Source organism: Burkholderia sp. L-4, assembly GCF_056856535.1.
This window is the reverse complement of record NZ_JBXEOX010000002.1, coordinates 1,474,105-1,490,865: the sequence shown is the minus strand read 5'-3', so window position 1 is coordinate 1,490,865 and position 16,761 is coordinate 1,474,105. Positions and strand designations below refer to the sequence as shown.

Here is a 16,761-nt window from a genome sequence, read left to right as displayed (position 1 = left end):
GACGCCGCGCATCGCCCGCAATGCGGCTCGCCGCGTGCCGTCAGTCGCGCAGCGGGCGCGTGATGCGCGAGATCAGCTGGGGCGCGATCCGCTCGAGCGGCAGGATCGCCGACGCCGCGCCGATCGCCGCGGCCGCCTTCGGCATCCCGTAGACGGCGCTGGTCGCCTCGTCCTGCGCGATCGTGTAGCTCCCCTTCGCGCGCATCGCCTTCAGGCCGAGCGCACCGTCGCGTCCCATGCCGGTCAGCAGCACGCCGAGCGCGTCGCCCTGCCAGCCGTCGGCGACGCTGTTGAAGAACACGTCGATCGACGGCCGGTACGGCGTCTCGACCGGATGCTGCGTATAGCCGAGCACGCCGCGCGGCGACAGGTAAAGGTGATCGTTAGTGGCCGCCAGCAGTACCTCGCCGGCCTGCGGCACGCTGCCTTGCCGCGCGACGCGCACCGGCAGCCGCGTATAGCCGTCGAGCCACTCGGCCATCCCGTACGCGAACGCCTGGTCGACGTGCTGGACGATCACGAGCGCGGCCGGGAAATCGGCCGGCAGCGCGCGCAACAGCGCGGTGAGCGCGGTCGGTCCGCCCGCCGACGCGCCGATCGCGACGAGCGTGGGCTGGCCGCGCGCGGGCGCCGGCCCCGGCGGCACGAGCGCGGCCGTCCGGCTTTCGAGCAGCCGGCCGATCTGGTCGATCTTCGCGAGCAGCGCCTGCGGCGACGCGTCGGTCGACAGCCCGAGCGCGAGGGTCGGCGTGTCGACCGCATCGAGCGCACCGGCTCCCATCGCCTCGTACACCGACGACGTGTTCGCGCTGACGCTCGCCGTGACGATCAGGATCGCGCACGGCGCGCGCGCCATGATCCGGCGCGTCGCCGCGACGCCGTCGACCTTCGGCATCACGAGATCCATCAGCACGACGTCGGGCGGCTGCGCGACGCAGAAATCCACGGCCTCGTCGCCATCGGTCGCGACCCACAGCACGCGGTGGTCCGCGCGCAGCGCGATCACGCGGCGCAGCGCCTCCACGGCCAGCGGCAGGTCGTTGACGATACCGATGTTCATCCGCGCGCACCCCCGATCAGGTCGTGCACGGCATCGAGCAGCGCCTCGTCGTGGAAGCTGCTCTTCGCGAGGTAGTAGTCGGCGCCGGCATCGAGCCCGCGACGGCGATCCTCGTCTCGATCCTTGTACGACACGATCATCACCGGCACGCGCTTGAGCATCGGATCGCCCTTGATCAGCGTGACGAGTTCGATGCCGTCCATGCGCGGCATGTCGACGTCGGTCACGACGAGATCGAACGTATCGCTGCGCACCGCGTTCCAGCCCTCCATCCCGTCGACCGCGACCGTCACGTCGTAACCGCGCTTTTCCAGCAGCTTGCGTTCGAGCTCGCGCACCGTCAGCGAATCGTCGACGACGAGCACGCGGCGGCGGCGATCGGCGAACGCGAGTTGCGGGTCGCGCGTGACCCGCGCAAGCTGCCCGCCGCGCACGAGCTTGTCGACCGAGCGGATCAGGTCCTCGACGTCGACGATCAGCACCGGGTCGCCGTTCTCGAGCAGCGCGCCGGCCGCGATGTTCTGGATCTTGTTCAGGCGGCTGTCGAGCGGCTGCACGACGAGCATCCGCTCGCCGAGGAAACGGTCGACCGCGACGCCGTACAGCTCGGGCTCGCCGCCGACGACCACGACGGCCGTGCTCGTGCGCGCGACGTCGGGTTCGCCCGCGTCGAGCAGCTGGTGCGCGGCGACCAGGCCCGCGCGCCGGCCGTCGAACGGAAAATGCGGCTGCCCTTCGAGCACGTCGATGTCGTCGTGCGCGAGTTCGAGCGTGCGGCGCACATGCGCGAGCGGGAACGCATACGGCTCGCCGCCGACTTCGACGAGCAGGCTGCGGATCACCGACAGCGTGAGCGGCAGCTGCAGCACGAAGCGCATGCCCGCGCCCGGCTCGTTGAAGATCCGCACCGCGCCGCGCACGCCGCGCACCATCTCCTGCACCGCATCGAGGCCGACGCCGCGCCCCGACACGTCGGTCACCGCATCGCGCATCGAGAAGCCCGGCAGCAGCAGGAATTCGAGCAGCTCGGGGTCGGACAGCCGCGCGGCCGTCTCGTCGTCGGTCAGGCGCTGGCGCACGACGGCCGCGCGCAGCGCGTCCATGTCGACGCCCGGCCCGTCGTCGATCACGCTGACGAGCAGCGAGCCGGCGCTGTGGCGCGCCTCCAGCGTCACGCTGGCCTCGGCCGGCTTGCCGCGCGCACGCCGCGCATCGGGCGAATCGACGCCGTGATCGATCGCGTTGCGCAGCAGATGGCCGAGCGGCGCGTCGAGCAGGTCGAGGATGTCGCGATCGACCTGCGTGCTCTCGCCGACGATCGAAAAGCGCACCTGCTTGCCGAGCGAACGCGCGAGATCGCGGACGATGCGCGGATACGCGCGCGTCGCGTCGCCGAACGGCCGCATCCGGCACTGCAACGCCTCGTCGTACAGCTGCTCGGCGATATGCGTGCTGCGCCGCTCGAAGCGGTCGAATTCGTCCATGCGCTCGGCCAGCGAACGCTGCAGGTCGTTGAGCATGTGCCGCACTTCGTTCATCGACGCGAGCATGCCCGCGTCGAGATCGTCGGCGAATTGTTCGTACATCAGATCGAGCGAACGGGCCGCGTCGCGCTGCGCGCGCTTCACGCGCAGCATCGATTCGGCGAACGGCTTGAGCCAGCGCGATTCGACCAGCGATTCGCCGGACAGGCTCAGCAGCCGGTTCAGCGTATCGGCCCGCACGCGGCGCATCGCGCCGGCGCCGGCCACGCGGCCGGCCTGCGCCGGATCGGGCGCCGCGCCCGACACCGCGAGCGGCGGCACCGCGGCGCTCGCGCCGACCGGCTCGTTCGCGGCGCCGTCGTGGTCGCGATACGGCATCGCGGGCGGCGGCACCGGCGGCGGCATCCCGGCAGGCGCCTGCATCGTCTGCGCGCCGTCGGCGCCCGCTAGCGCGGCCGCGAACACGTCGATCTCGGTCGACGTGACGGGCTGCGCCTGCGGATCGCCGACGCGCACCAGCAGATCGACGCCGGCGAGCAGCACGTCGACGTGCGTGGCCGTCAGCGAGATCGTGCCGGCCTGCGCGGCGACGAAGCACTCCTCCATCCGCCCCGCGATGTCGACGCCGAGCGGCACGCCGACGATGCGCGCGGCCCCCTTCAGCGAATGCGCGGCGCGCATGCAGGCTTCGAGCGCGACCGAGTCGGGCTCGCCCGATTCGAGCGCGAGCAGCCGCTCGGACAGCGCCTGGGTCTGCGTGCGCGTCTCCTCGCGATACAGCTCGAGCAGCGACAGGTGGCTCAGGTCGTCATCACCGCTCATCGCATGCTCCGTGTCACGGCGTCGAACAGACGGTCGTCGTCGAGCAGGCCCACCGACTTGCCGCGCCACGACAGCACGCCGCGCGACAGCCCGGCGCTCGCGCGCCCGACGGTCGCCGGCACGGGCACCCAGTCGGACGCGCCGTAGCGCAGCACGCCCTCGACTTCATCGACCGGAAACACGACCGGCTCGCCCTGGTGCGCGGCGACCAGCAGCCGCGTGAAGCGGCCGTCGCCGTCGCGGTCGCCGCCCTTGCCGGCATCGAGGCCGAGCAACGCGCCGATCGAGATCGCGATGCGCAGCGTGCCGCGGATGTTGACCACGCCGCGCACGGCCGAATGGCGGCGATGCGGCAGCGAATGGATCGGGCGCGTGCCGGCGATCTCGCGCAGCACGCCGATCGGCAGCGCAAGCCATTCGTCGGCCACGCGGAACGCCAGCGCCGCGTGGTGCGTGTCGCCGTCGTCGCCCGCGCGCGTCGCGCCGAACGCACTGATCCGGCGCGTCGCGTCGGCCATCTCGGCCACGTCGAGCGGGCGCTCGAGCAGCTTCGCCGCGTGATACGCGTAGACCGGACAGTTCAGGCAGCGCAGGCAGTCGTTCAGCCGCTCGCACGAGCGGTCGCCGCGCGTGCCGATCCGGTTCCAGCAATCGTCGACGTCGATCGTCGTGTCGTCAATGGCAGCGGCGGCGCGGTTCATGAATTCCTCTGGTCATCGCGGTGTCGGTCCCGATTCCGTCATCGTGTCAGCCGGCCGAGCGCCGTGCGCGCTCGAGCAGCCATTGCGCGCCCGCACGATCGCCGCCGACGTCGAGCAGCGTCGCGAGATGGGTCAGCGCTTCGTGGTGCGTGGGTCGCAGGTACAGCGCCTTCCGGTAGAAGTCGCCCGCTTCCGCGGCGCGCCCGCGCGCATCCGCGATCAATCCGTTCAGGTAGAACGCATCGGCATGCGGGCCGACGCGCGCCGAGAACTGCGCGAGCACGCGCTCGGCCTCGTCGAATGCTCCCGCGTTCGCGAGCGCCTGCGCGTCCTCGAGCGTCGGCGCGACGGCTTCGGCAACCGGCGCGACCGCTTCGACCGTCGCGGCCGACAGGTCGGCCCGCGCATCGAAGGTGGCCGTGTTCACGGCCGGCGGCGGCACCGCGAACGGCTGACGCGCATCACCCGGCCAGGACGGCGGCGCAACGGCCAGCACCGAGCGCGTCGCGGCGAGCGGCGCGACCGTGAAGCGCTCGGTGCGCCGGTACGGCGCCGCCGCAGCCGCGTCGGCCGCCGTGCCGGCCGGCTCGCGATGAAACGCGAATGCCAGCGGCACGCGCGCCGAGCGCATTCCGTGCCGCATCGCGACGCCCGTTTCGGCCGGCCCGACGAACAGCATGCCGTCGTCGACGAGCAGCGCGTCGAGCGAGCGGATCACGCGATCCTGCGCGTCGCGGTCGAAATAGATCAGCACGTTGCGGCAGAACACGAAATCGTAGCGAATGCCCGTATCCGCGGCCGGTTCGACGAGATTCGCGTGACGAAACTGCACGCAGGCGCGCACGCGCTCGTCGAGCAGCCAGCCGTCGCTGGCCGGCGTGAAGTACCGTGAACGAAACTCCGTCGCCGTGCCGCGAAACGCGTTGCGTCCGTAACAGCCGAGCCGCGCGTACTCGATCGCGCGCGCGCTGAGATCGATCGCGTCGATCGTGAAGCTGGCCGGCTCGAGCCCCGCGTCGAGCAGCGCCATCGCCGCCGAATACGGCTCCTCGCCCGTCGAGCACGGCGCGCTCAGCACGCGGATCACCCGGCCGGGCAGCGCGGCAAGCCGTTCGGCCGCCAGCCGCGCGAGCGTCGCGAACGCCTCGCGGTCGCGGAAGAACCACGTCTCGGGCACGACGAACAGCTCGATCAGCGCGCGCCGCTCGTCGGCCGATGCGTTCAACTGCTGCCAGTACGCGTCGAGCGCCTCCGGCGTGACCGGCGGCCGCGCCGCCGACGGCAGCCGCTCGCCGTCCGCCTGCAGCGCATGCACGCGCTCCGTCAGCGCCCGCGTCAGAAAATCGTTGCCGAGCGAATCGGGGTCGATGCCGGTCTCGCGCAACAGCCAGCCGCGAAATCGCGATTCGGACGCTTTCATGCGAACTCCCCCCCGTGGCCCGGCAGGCCATCGAACAGATACAGGCGCGCCACGTCATCGATCAGGTCGGACACCGACACCTGCTGCACGATGCCGTCAGGCGTATTGGCGACGTGCCCGAGCCAGCGCGTGCGCGCGGTCGAGATGCCGCTCGCGTGGAACGCCGCGCGGTCGATCCGCATCGTCTGCGTCGCACGTTCGACGATCAGGCCGAGCGTGCGCTCGACGCCGGCCTCGCCCGCGCGGTAGCGGACCATCACGAGCCGCGTCGAGCGCAGCGCGTGCGCGCGCCGCCCGAGCGCCAGCATCGGCACGTCGATCACCGGCACCGGCTGGCCGGCGCGCATCAACAACCCGGCGATCCAGTCGGGCGCGCCGGGCACGGCCTTCGTGTCCGCGAGCGGCAGCACCTCGTCGATGCCGGCCGCGTCGAGCGCATAACGCTCGCCGTCGAGCTCGAACATCAGGAACAGCGCCTGCGCGCCGTTCTGCGGATCGGCGCGCGTCACGCGTCGACCTTGAAGCGCGACACACTGGTGCGCAACTGGTTCGCCACCAGCGTCAGGTCGTCGATCGCCTGCGACGACTGGCGCAGCGACTCGGCCGTCTGCTGCGCGGCCTCCGACAGTTGCGACAGCGCCTGCGTGATCTGCTCGGCGCCGTTCGCCTGCGTCTGCATCCCCTCGTTGACCATCTGGAAGCGCGGTGCGAGCGTCTGCACCTCGGCGATGATCTGCGACAGCTGCCCGCCGACCTGCTGCACGTCGAGCATCCCGCGGCGCACTTCCTCGGAGAACTTGTCCATCCCCATCACGCCCGCCGACACGGCCGACTGGATTTCCTTCACCGTCTGCTCGATGTCGTAGGTCGCGACGGCCGTCTGGTCGGCCAGGCGACGGATCTCGGTCGCGACGACCGCGAAGCCGCGACCGTACTCGCCGGCCTTCTCGGCCTCGATCGCCGCGTTCAGCGACAGCAGGTTGGTCTGGTCGGCCACCTTGGTGATGGTCGCGACCACCTGGTTGATGTTCAGCGCCTTCTCGTTGAGGATCGCGAGCTTCGCGTTCACCGAGCCGGCCGCGTCCATCACGCTGCGCATCGTCTCGCCCATCCGCGTGAGCCCGCTCTGGCTCACGCCGGCGAGCGTCGCCGACTGCTCGGCCACGCCGGCCACCTCGTTCATCGTGCGCAGCAGATCGCGCGAGGTCGCGAAGATCTCGCGCGAGGTCGCGCCGATCTCGGTCGTCGTCGCCGCGGTTTCGTTCGCGGTCGCCTGCTGCTCGCGCGACGTCGCCGCGATCTCGGCCACCGACGTGGTCACCTGCAGCGACGACTGCTGCGCGCGCGCGACGAGTTCGGTCAGCTCGTCGGCCATCCGGTTGAAGCCCGTCTCGAGCGTGCCAAATTCGTCGCGGCGACGCAGGTCGAGGCGGCGCGTGAGGTTGCCGGTGCGCATCACGTCGTGCACTTCCACCAGGCGCGCCATCGGAACGGTCACCGAACGGTACAGCACGTAGCCGAGCCCGAGCGCGGACAGCAGCACGAACGCGAGCGCGGTCGCGAGCACGACCTCGGTGTCCTGCACGGATTCGCGGATCAGCTTCGCGGACTGCTCGGCGAACTTGCGGTTCTCCTGGACCAGGACGTTGGCGTTGCGCACGACCTCGGCCCAGGCCGGTTGCGCCTTGGTGTATGCCGCGACCGCGTCGTCGTGCGACGCGCGGGTCTTCTGAATCGCGTCGCTCAGGAGCGGCAGGTAACGATCGTATGCGCCGCGGAACGCGGCGAACCGCTGCCGGTCGTCGTCGCGGAACGTCGTGGCCTGATAGTCGACCGACAGCGCCTCGACTTCCTTCATCGCGTCGGCGATCTTCGCGAGATCGCGATGCACGCTGTCGGGGTCGGTATCGACGAACGTTGCCTGCTGCAACAGCATGAACGATTCGTTGACCGAGCCGCGCAGCGATGACGCGAGGTACACGCCGGGCAGCGAGTCGCGCTCGATGCTGATGGCTTCGGCGTTGATCGCGCGCAGTCGCTCGTAGGACACGCCGGCTGTCACCAGCATCAGCACGAACAACACGCCGAAGCTGAGCAGGATGCGATTGCCGAGCGTCAGCCGGGCAGCGCCGATCGTCGGATGCAGGCTTTCATTGGTCGCGCGGGGCGTCACGGTGGCCATGTTCGTTATGGGCTTTCTAAAATCAGCGTTGAAAAAATCCGCGCCCGCCTGCGCGCCGGTCGGCGCGCCACGAGCGCATCGGGGTCGGATGCGGACGACGCGGCGCCGGCAGGCCGCGCCGCGAAATCACCGCTCCGCTTGCGCCGGCAGCCGAAGCGCGACCATGAAGCCGCGCGCCGTATTGCGCATCAGGATCTGGCCGCGATGCCGCGCCGCCGTCGCGCGCACGAACGCAAGCCCGAGGCCGAAGCCGCCGCGCGCCGCGCCGTTCACGGTTTCGAGCTGCACGAACGACTCGGTCGCGGCCGTGCGCTGCTCGGGCGCGATGCCGGCGCCGCCATCCTCGACGCCGATCAGCCAGGCGCCGTCCTCGCTGCTCAGCGTGCAGTGCACGTCCGTGCCGGCCGGGCCGTACTTCAGCCCGTTGTCGATCAGGTTCGCGACCGCGCGCGTGAGCATCATGCGGTCGCCCATCGTCACGCACTCGGTGTCGGGCACGTGCGCGACGACCCGGCAGCCGAGCCCGGCCGCTTTCTCCCACAGCTGGTCGACGGCATCGACCACGATCTCGTTGAGGCTCAAGACCTCGTGCGCGCGGCGCTCGGACTGCGCGCGGGTCAGGTGGATGAAGCCGTCGGCAAGCGCCAGCGCACGCCGCGCATGGCCGGCGATGCGCTCCATGATCGCCGGCATGTCGCCGTGTTCGGCGCGGTAGACGTCGAGCAGCGCGAGGATCGACGTCTGCGGGGAACGCATGTCGTGCGACAGGAAATCGAGCGCCTCGTCGCGCTGCCGGGACATCAGGTACGAATTCGAGTGATAGCGGATGCGCGCGGTCAGCTCCATCGCGTCGGGGAGCTTCACCAGATAGTCGTTCGCGCCGGCGATGAACGCCTCGCGCTTGACGATCGGCTCCTCCTTCGCGGACAGCACGATGATCGGCACCCGCGCGGTGCCGGCGTCGGCGCGCCACGCGCGGACGAGATCGAGGCCGTCGATCTCCGGCATCACGAGGTCCTGCAGGATCACCGTCGGCTTCACGTCGCGCGCGACCGCCATCGCCCGGTGCGCGTCGGTACACACGTGCAGATCGATGTCGTGCTCGCTGCGCAGCGCGCGGCGGATCACCTCGCCGACGAACGGTTGATCGTCGACCAGAAGGACCGATAACCCCGATTCAAGGCAATCCGAGGCATTATCACTGCTCGATTCTTTCATAAATACAGTTTCAAACGCCGAATCTCCAATCGATTCTTTCATAGGAGTTGTTTATCCGACTTGGACACTATCTTATTTTGGCGGTTGAAAAACCCGCCTGATTCCGCCGATTTGGCCTGTCGGCACTGCCTTGCGGGGCTTGAGACGCCGATTCCTTCCTCATCGGCAACCGCATTACCTCCGCATTCTTTCTCTCAATAAAGATAACCGGCTGATTCTAAATGAAATTAGAACACAGCATCTATCTCCTTCCGGTTTAGTTTTGCCAAATATGCAGAAAGAGACGGAATCAGATAAATCTGATCATTTCCGGATTCGAAAGACGATAACGTTTGCGAGACCGGCGCCATAAGGCTTGCATGGTCTGCAAGGCTGTTTGCCGGTGGTATTGAGGGCCGGATTCCGACAGGTCGAATCGGCTGGTGGGCGGGAGCAACATCGCGCGGCGGGGAAGGATCGGCCGCGCGCGGTGCAGGGCCGGCAGAACGCCGGCCCGTGGGATGACGGGTCGCGCCCGCTTACCCGCGCGCGTGCTGCGCGGACACTTCCTGCAGGTCGAGATCGCGTTCGAGCGTGTGCAGCATCTCGTCGTGGATGCGCCCCGACCGATGCAGGCGCAACAGTTCCGCACGCCCGGCCCTGATCGCGGCCAGCACGACGTCGTAGTGCGCGGTGCGCACTTCCGCCGGGTACTCGGGTTCGTTCTTCGAGCGTTCGGTCAGCTCCGCGCGATACGTGTACTGCTCGAGCAGGCGCGGATGGATCACGACGCCGTGCTCGTCGCGCACGAGCGGCTGGATCGCCGCGAGCTGCGCGGCCTCGACGTGCGCCCACGTCTGCGGCTCGGTCAGATGGTGCGCGGCGCGCTCCTCGCGCTGCGGCAGGCGCAGCAGCCGGATCAACGGCCCGATCGTCGTGCCCTGCAGCAGCACGGTGACGAGGATCACCGCGAACGACGCGACCAGGATCACGTCGCGGCCGGGCAACGCCTCGGGCAGCGACAGCGCGATCGCGAGCGTCACGACCCCGCGCATCCCGGCCCAGCTCATGATCGTCGCGGCCTTCCAGTCGGGCGCTTCGCCGCGCCGTGCGATCCCGCGCACCGGCCACTTCAGCGCCTCGACCGCGTAGATCCACACGAAGCGCGACACGATCACCGCCGCCAGCACCGCGACCACCGGCGGCACCATCGTGGCGAGCACCTGCTCGAAGCCGCCGAGCCGGTGAATCGCGCCGCGCAGCGACAGCCCGATCAGCACGAACACCATCGCTTCGAGCAGGAACACGATGACCTGCCAGAATGCGGTGCCGCGCGTGCGCACGGCGGCCGAGAACACCTCGTGCTGATGCCAGCCGATGATCATGCCGGCCGTGACCGTCGCGATCACGCCCGACACCTCGACCATTTCGCCCGCGATGTACGCGATCCAGCCGGCGATCACCGCGACGGTGATCACGAGATAGTCGTCGTCGAGCAGCTTCAGGAACCACACGACGAGCCGGCCGATCACGAAGCCGACCACCACGCCGCCGAGCCCGAGTTCCGCGAAACGCACGACCGCATGCTCGAGGCTGAACGCACCGGTGAGGGCGGCCGCGACCGCGAAGCGGAACAGCACGAGGCCGGCCGCGTCGTTCAGCAGGCTCTCGCCTTCGAGCAGCACCATCAGCCGGCGCGGCAGCGCGACGCGTTCGAGCACGGCTTTCGCGGCGACCGCGTCGGGCGGCGACACGATCGCGCCGAGCGCGAAGCACGCGGCCCACGGCAGCGCCGGCACGACCCAGTGCACGGCGAAACCGACCGCGAACGTCGTGAAGATGACCGCGCCGATCGCGAGCATCAGGATGCCGCCGACGTTACGCTTGAACTCTTCCCATACGGAGAAGTACGCGCCGTCCATCAGCAGCGGCGGCAGGAACACCAGCAGCACCAGCTCGGGATCGAGGTTGATCGGCGGCAGGCCGGGAATGAATGCGATCCCGATACCGCCGATCAGCAGCGCGGCCGCGGGCGGCAACCGCAACCGCTTGGCGATGCATTCGAGCGCGACGATCGCCAGGAATGACAACAGAACCAGCTTGAATGCCGAGACGGGGGACATGAATCGACCTCGTGAAGAATGAATTCGCGCTTTCCGGTGCCGTGCCCCGGTCGGCGGTTTGGCGCGATTACATCACGAGGCGAGGCCCGCAGTCGAGCGCGCGTCGGGCGGCCCGTCGCGCGGCGGTACGCGCGCGATGCCGGACCGATGCGCGCGGCGCAATGAAAACGGCACGCAGGCCGGCCCGATCGCCTGCCTGCGTGCCGTTGCGGAGTGACGCCGCGGCCGGCGCGTTACCGGCGCCGCACGACCATCAGCCGCGGTTCGGTCATGTCCTCGATCGCGTAGCGGACCCCTTCGCGGCCGAGGCCCGAATCCTTCACGCCGCCGTACGGCATGTTGTCGACGCGGAACGACGGCACGTCGTTGATCACGACGCCGCCGACTTCCAGTTCATCCCACGCGCGCTGCGCATGCGTGAGCGAATCGGTGAACACGCCGGCCTGAAGCCCGAAGTCGCTGTCGTTCACGCGGGCGAGCGCATCGTCGAAGCGGTCGAACTTCTCGAGGATCGCGACCGGGCCGAATGCCTCCTTCCGGTACAGGTCCTGCTCGTGCCCGACGTTTTCCAGCAGCGTCGCCTCGAACATCGCGCCGTCGACCTTGCCGCCCGCGACGATCTTCGCGCCCGCCGCGACGGCCGCGTCCATCCAGCCCGACAGCCGGCGCGACTCCGATTCGGAGATCATCGGGCCGACGAACGTCGACGGATCCTTCGGGTCGCCCATCTTCAGCGAACGCGTCTTCGCGATCAGCTTCTCGCGCAGCGCGTCGTAAAGATCGGCATGCACGAGGATCCGCTGCACGCCGATGCAGCTCTGGCCCGACTGGTAGTACGCGCCGAACGCGAGACGCTCGACCACGTAGTCGAGCCGGTCGCGCTGATCCGCATCGACGATCGCGGCCGCGTTGCCGCCCAGTTCCAGCACGACTTTCTTCTTGCCCGCCTTCTCCTTCAGCGCCCAGCCGACGGCCGGCGAACCCGTGAACGACAGCAGCTTGAAACGCTCGTCGGTCGTAAACAGGTCGGCGCCGTCGCGATGCGCGGGCAGCACGGAGAACGCGCCCTTCGGCAGGTCGGTTTCCGCGAGCACCTCGCCGATGATCAACGCGCCGATCGGCGTGCGGCTCGCGGGCTTCAGCACGAACGGGCAGCCGGCCGCGAGCGCGGGCGCGACCTTGTGCGCGGCAAGGTTCAGCGGGAAGTTGAACGGCGAGATGAACGAACACGGGCCGATCGGCACGCGCTTCACGTACCCCGTATAACCCTGCGCACGCGCGGAAATTTCGAGGTTGACGATCTCGCCGTCGATCCGCACCGATTCCTCCGCGGCGACGCGGAACGTGTCGATCAGCCGCGTCACTTCGCCCTTCGAATCGTTGATCGGCTTGCCGGCCTCGATGCACAACGCCTCGGCCAGCTCGTCGAAGCGCTCGCGAAAGCGCGCGACGCAATGGTCGAGCACGGCCTGCCGCCTGAAGGCCGGCATCTCGCGCATCGGCTTCGCGGCGGCGACCGCCGCGCCGATCGCCGCATCGATCGCCTTCGCATCGGCCAGCGCGACGCGCGTCGCGACCTTGCCGCTGAACTTGTCCGTGACCTCCAGATCGGTGTTCGCGTAGACGGCTTCGTTGGCGAGGTAGTACGGATAGGTTTCCTTCAACATGGAACGACTCCTTCCGGTGAACGGGGAATTCAGAGCTGTGCCGACAGGCGCTTGATCTCGCGGTTCAGCACGCGCTCGTTGTCCGAGTAATCGATCGGCACGTCGATCACGTGCACGCCCGGCGACGAGAAGCACTCGCGCAGCAGCGGCTCGAGATCGTCGGCCGATTCGACACGATGCCCGTGCGCGCCGTAGCTTTGCGCATACGACACGAAATCGGGGTTCTGCAGCGTCATCGCGTAATCGGGGAAATTCATGTTCTCCTGCTTCCAGCGAATCATCCCGAACGCGTCGTCGCGCAGGATCATCACGACGAGGTCGAGCTTCAGCCGCACGGCCGTCTCGAGCTCCTGCGAATTCATCATGAAGCCGCCGTCGCCGCACACGGCGATCACCTTGCGCTGCGGATGCACGATCTTCGTGGCGATCGCAGACGGCAGGCCGGCGCCCATCGACGCGAGCGCGTTGTCGAGCAGCAGCGAATTCGGCTCGTGCGCACGCCAGTAGCGCGCGAACCAGATCTTGTACATCCCGTTGTCGAGACAGACGATGCCGTCGACCGGCAGCGCGTTGTACAGGTCGTTGACGATCCGCACCGGGTACATCGGGAAGCGCGGATCGTGCTGGCCCTTCTCCAGATGGGCGTCGAAATGCTCCTTGATCATCGCGAAGCGCGCGAAATCCCAGTGCGGCTGCGGCGACATGGCCTCTTTCATTTGCCACACGGCATTCGCGATGTCGCCGACCACTTCGATCTGCGGGAAATAGACGGGATCGACCTGCGCGCCGAGGAAGTTCACGTGGATCACCGTCTTGTCGTCGGTGCGCATGAAGAACGGCGGCTTCTCGATCACGTCGTGGCCGACGTTGATGATGCAGTCCGCATGCTCGATCGCGCGATGCACGAAATCGCCGTCGGACAGCGTCGCATTGCCGAGCCACAGCGGATGGGTCTCGTCGATCACGCCCTTGCCCATCTGCGTGGTGAAGAACGGGATGCCCGTCTTGTCGACGAATTCGAGCAGCATCTTGCAGGTGGTCTTGCGGTTGCCGCCCGCGCCGATCATCAGCAGCGGATGGCGGGCGGCCTGGATCGCGTCGACCGCACGCGCGACCGCCTTCTCCTCGGCCACCGGCCGCCGGCTGTAGCTGCGCGGGATCGGCTTGCCGTCGCCCTCCTCGTGCGCGATGTCTTCCGGCAATTCGAGGTGCGCCGCGCCCGGGCGCTCCTCCTCCGCGCGGCGGAACGCCTCGCGCACGGCCGACGGGATATTGCCGATCGACACGATCTGCCGCGTGAATTTCGTGAGCGGCTGCATCATGTCCACCACGTCGACGATCTGGAAGTGGCCCTGCTTGCTCGACTTGATCGGCTTCTGCCCGGTGATCATCAGCATCGGCATGCCGCCGAGCTGCGCATACGCGGCGGCCGTGACGAAGTTCGTCGCACCCGGCCCGAGCGTCGCGAGACACACGCCGGTGCGGCCCGTCAGGCGGCCGTAGGTGGCGGCCATGAACCCGGCCGCCTGCTCGTGCCGGGTCAGCACGAGCTTGATCTTCGATCGCCGCAGCGATTCGAGCAGATCGAGGTTTTCTTCGCCGGGAATACCGAACACGTACTCGACGCCTTCGGCTTCCAGCGCCTTCACGAACAGATCCGATGCTTTCATGGGGGACTCTCGGTTATGCCGCCTGCCCGGCCTACGGGCGCGCGGCGTACATGACGCGCGCCGGCCTACGGCACGCGGACGCTCTACCTACTGGACACAGACCACGGCACTTCCCGCCGCGCGACGAACGATGCGCGGCGGCGCCCCCGGATGCCGGAGGACGAACGGCCCCACCCGTGCGCGACGAGCATGCACGAGCGGCAAGGATGTGTTTGATTGTAGACGGATTCGAAAGATTTCGACTTCGGCCGAACGGCCAACCGGCACCCAAGCGAGGCGGACGGCCCTACCGCAGCAGCCACGAAACGACCTGCCACCGCCCTTTTTTTCTGTGAACCATGGTTGACATACTGCCATCGACGCCCTACCGTGCGCCTACGTTCAGCGCCCGAACCACCGACGTCTTCGACACCTGGTTTGCCGGCCTGCAGGATCGCGTCGCGAAGCGCCGCATCCAGGCTCGCATCGACCGCCTGTCGATGGGCAACCCCGGCGACCGGAAGTCCGCCGGCTCGCCGGTCGTCGAAATGCGGATCGATCATGGCCCCGGCTATCGCGTCTACTCCGTCCGGCGCGGACCGATCCGGGTCATCCCGCGCTGCGGCGGCGATCAATCGACGCAACAGGCCGACATACGCGCCGCGCACGCGATGCTCGCGCGCCTCGACATGGAGTGATCGATGGACAAGATCCGCACCCGACCGTGGAATTCGGCCGAACCCCTGAAAACCGAAGACGACATGGCCGACTACTTCGAGGCCTGCCTGCAGGAAGCCGGCGACGATCCGGCCTTCATCGCGCACGCGCTCGGCGTGATCGCACGCGCACGCGGCATGTCGCGGGTCGCGCGCGATGCGGGCCTGTCGCGCGAAGGGTTGTACAAGGCGCTGTCGCACGACGGCAATCCGAGCTTCGGCACGATCCTGAAAGTCATCAAGGCGCTCGGCCTGCAGCTGCACGGCGCGAAAGCGCACGCATGACAAAAAAAGCACGTGCCCGGCATCGCGCCCGTTGTGCGGTGCTCGTGGCCGCGCCGGCGCCGCCGTTCAACGGCATGGGCGCGTCAAGGCAGCCACCCCGCCGCCCAGCGCGGCACCAGCGACACCAGATACAGCCCGAGCCCGATCAGCCCGCCGACCAGCGTGCCGTTGATGCGGATGTACTGCAGATCCTTGCCGATGTTCAATTCGATCTGCCGCGACATCTCGCGCGCATCCCAGTTGCGCACCGTATCGCGAATGTGGCGCATCAGGAAATCGGCGAAATCCGGCGCCATCTCGTGCACGGCCTTCTCGACATGCTCGTTCAGCGACGCGCGCAGCGCCGGGCTCTCCGACAGCCGCGCGCCGAGCCAGCCGCCCAGCGTCGCGGCCTGCCGGTGCAGCGCCGAATCGGCGCGGGCAAGATCGGCCTTCAGCCACGCGCGCAACTGGTCCCACAAGTCGCGCGCATACTCGTTGAATGCATCGCCGTCGCGGATATAGCGCTTGATCTCCTCGCCCTTCGCGACGAACGCCGGATCGTGCTTCAGCCGCTCGGTCAGTCGCGCGACCGTCCGGTCGAAGCGCTGCCGCAGCTCGTGCTCGGGGTCGGCGGCCACGCCTTCGAGCACGCGGCTCACCGCGCTCGCGAGCATCCGCGCGCCGTTCTCGCCGAACCATTGCGTCGGCATGATCTTCTCGACCTTCGGGTATTGCGTCTTCAGCCATTCGACGATGAAGCCCGCGATCACCTCGCGGTTCTCCTCCTTGTCGAGCACGTCCACCACCTGTTCGATCGCGTCGTCGAGCAGCGCCTGGTGGCGGCCGTCCTTCGTCAGCGTATCGAGGATCGCGCCGGCCGACTGCGACAGGTCGACCCGGTCGAGCACCGCGCGGAACGCGTCGTGCACGAACGACTGGATCCGCGCGTCGTCGGTCATGTCGAGCGCGAAACTCATCAGCCTCGTCACGTAGCCGCCGAGCGCATCGGTGTTCGCCGGCTCGCCGAGCCACGCACCGAGTTTCCGCGCGGGATCGTGCTGGCGGATCTGCGCGGCGAGCGCGTCGGGGCCGAGGAACTTCTCGCGCACGAACACCGCGAGGTTGTCGGCGATCTTGTCCTTGTTCTTCGGAATGATCTCGGTATGGCGCGACACGAACGGAATCGGCACGCGGCGGAACAGCGCGACGACCGCGAACCAGTCGGCGAGCGCGCCGACCATCGCGGCTTCGGCCACGGCCTTGAAGCCGTCGACCCACGGGCCGCGCGGCAGCAGGATCGTCGTGACGAACACCGCGACGGCGGCCAGCAGCAGCCACAGCGCGCGGCGCTTGCTGCGTTTCAGTTCGAGGGCTTTGTCTGGCGTCATGGCGGACCGGCGGATCGGCGATGCCGCTAATATCCCCGATTTCGCCGCAACCGACAAACGCGCGGGCCGCGCAGGCGCATGCGGT

13 protein-coding genes are annotated in these 16,761 nt (G+C 68.6%); 2 read left to right on the top strand and 11 right to left on the bottom strand.

The features are described from left to right. Positions 1-40 precede the first annotated feature (40 nt). The 10 genes from cheB to AC1VVG_RS23590 all read right to left on the bottom strand — a co-directional run bounded on the left by cheB (position 41) and on the right by AC1VVG_RS23590 (position 14,326). Complete coding sequence (cheB, locus tag AC1VVG_RS23635; protein ID WP_482836421.1) at positions 41-1,060, bottom strand: chemotaxis-specific protein-glutamate methyltransferase CheB; 1,020 nt, start codon at positions 1,058-1,060, stop codon at positions 41-43. Further along, a complete protein-coding gene (locus AC1VVG_RS23630; RefSeq protein ID WP_059558466.1) occupies positions 1,057-3,366 on the bottom strand; it encodes a hybrid sensor histidine kinase/response regulator in 2,310 nt (769 codons plus the stop codon). The genes cheB and AC1VVG_RS23630 overlap by 4 nt, the downstream gene beginning before the upstream one ends. After that, on the bottom strand, positions 3,363-4,067 hold the full coding sequence (locus AC1VVG_RS23625; protein ID WP_034185669.1) for a chemotaxis protein CheW: 705 nt from the start codon (positions 4,065-4,067) through the stop codon (positions 3,363-3,365). Before AC1VVG_RS23625 ends, AC1VVG_RS23630 begins: the two co-directional genes overlap by 4 nt. Positions 4,068-4,113: 46 nt before the next feature. Further along, positions 4,114-5,487: a CheR family methyltransferase gene (locus tag AC1VVG_RS23620; protein WP_482836418.1), complete on the bottom strand. Its 1,374-nt coding sequence runs from the start codon at positions 5,485-5,487 to the stop codon at positions 4,114-4,116. Next, positions 5,484-5,996 (bottom strand): chemotaxis protein CheW, encoded by a 513-nt coding sequence (locus AC1VVG_RS23615; RefSeq protein WP_034185667.1) that lies wholly within the window; start codon positions 5,994-5,996, stop codon positions 5,484-5,486. Before AC1VVG_RS23615 ends, AC1VVG_RS23620 begins: the two co-directional genes overlap by 4 nt. Next, positions 5,993-7,669: a methyl-accepting chemotaxis protein gene (locus AC1VVG_RS23610; RefSeq protein WP_034185666.1), complete on the bottom strand. Its 1,677-nt coding sequence runs from the start codon at positions 7,667-7,669 to the stop codon at positions 5,993-5,995. The genes AC1VVG_RS23615 and AC1VVG_RS23610 overlap by 4 nt, the downstream gene beginning before the upstream one ends. A gap of 126 nt (positions 7,670-7,795) precedes the next feature. Beyond that, the gene (locus AC1VVG_RS23605; RefSeq protein ID WP_034185665.1) at positions 7,796-8,929 is read right to left on the bottom strand and encodes a hybrid sensor histidine kinase/response regulator; all 1,134 of its coding nucleotides are present in this window, start codon (positions 8,927-8,929) and stop codon (positions 7,796-7,798) included. A 476-nt stretch (positions 8,930-9,405) separates the two neighbouring features. Next, positions 9,406-10,989 carry a Na+/H+ antiporter gene (locus tag AC1VVG_RS23600; RefSeq protein WP_049031033.1) on the bottom strand — a complete coding sequence of 528 codons (1,584 nt, stop codon included), beginning with the start codon at positions 10,987-10,989 and terminating at the stop codon, positions 9,406-9,408. Between the two features lie 233 nt (positions 10,990-11,222). Then, a complete protein-coding gene (locus AC1VVG_RS23595; RefSeq protein ID WP_034185663.1) occupies positions 11,223-12,656 on the bottom strand; it encodes an aldehyde dehydrogenase family protein in 1,434 nt (477 codons plus the stop codon). Between the two features lie 29 nt (positions 12,657-12,685). After that, the gene (locus AC1VVG_RS23590) at positions 12,686-14,326 is read right to left on the bottom strand and encodes an acetolactate synthase large subunit (protein ID WP_034185662.1); all 1,641 of its coding nucleotides are present in this window, start codon (positions 14,324-14,326) and stop codon (positions 12,686-12,688) included. Positions 14,327-14,664: 338 nt separating this feature from the next. On the opposite strand from AC1VVG_RS23590, the gene AC1VVG_RS23585 reads away from it, so the two are divergent. Then, complete coding sequence (locus tag AC1VVG_RS23585) at positions 14,665-15,003, top strand: type II toxin-antitoxin system RelE/ParE family toxin (protein ID WP_482836416.1); 339 nt, start codon at positions 14,665-14,667, stop codon at positions 15,001-15,003. A gap of 3 nt (positions 15,004-15,006) precedes the next feature. After that, positions 15,007-15,306: an addiction module antidote protein gene (locus tag AC1VVG_RS23580; RefSeq protein WP_482836414.1), complete on the top strand. Its 300-nt coding sequence runs from the start codon at positions 15,007-15,009 to the stop codon at positions 15,304-15,306. An 83-nt stretch (positions 15,307-15,389) separates the two neighbouring features. Here the strand turns inward: AC1VVG_RS23580 and AC1VVG_RS23575 are convergent, their stop codons facing one another. Further along, a complete protein-coding gene (locus AC1VVG_RS23575) occupies positions 15,390-16,676 on the bottom strand; it encodes a DUF445 domain-containing protein (RefSeq protein ID WP_059558474.1) in 1,287 nt (428 codons plus the stop codon). Positions 16,677-16,761: the final 85 nt, after the last annotated feature.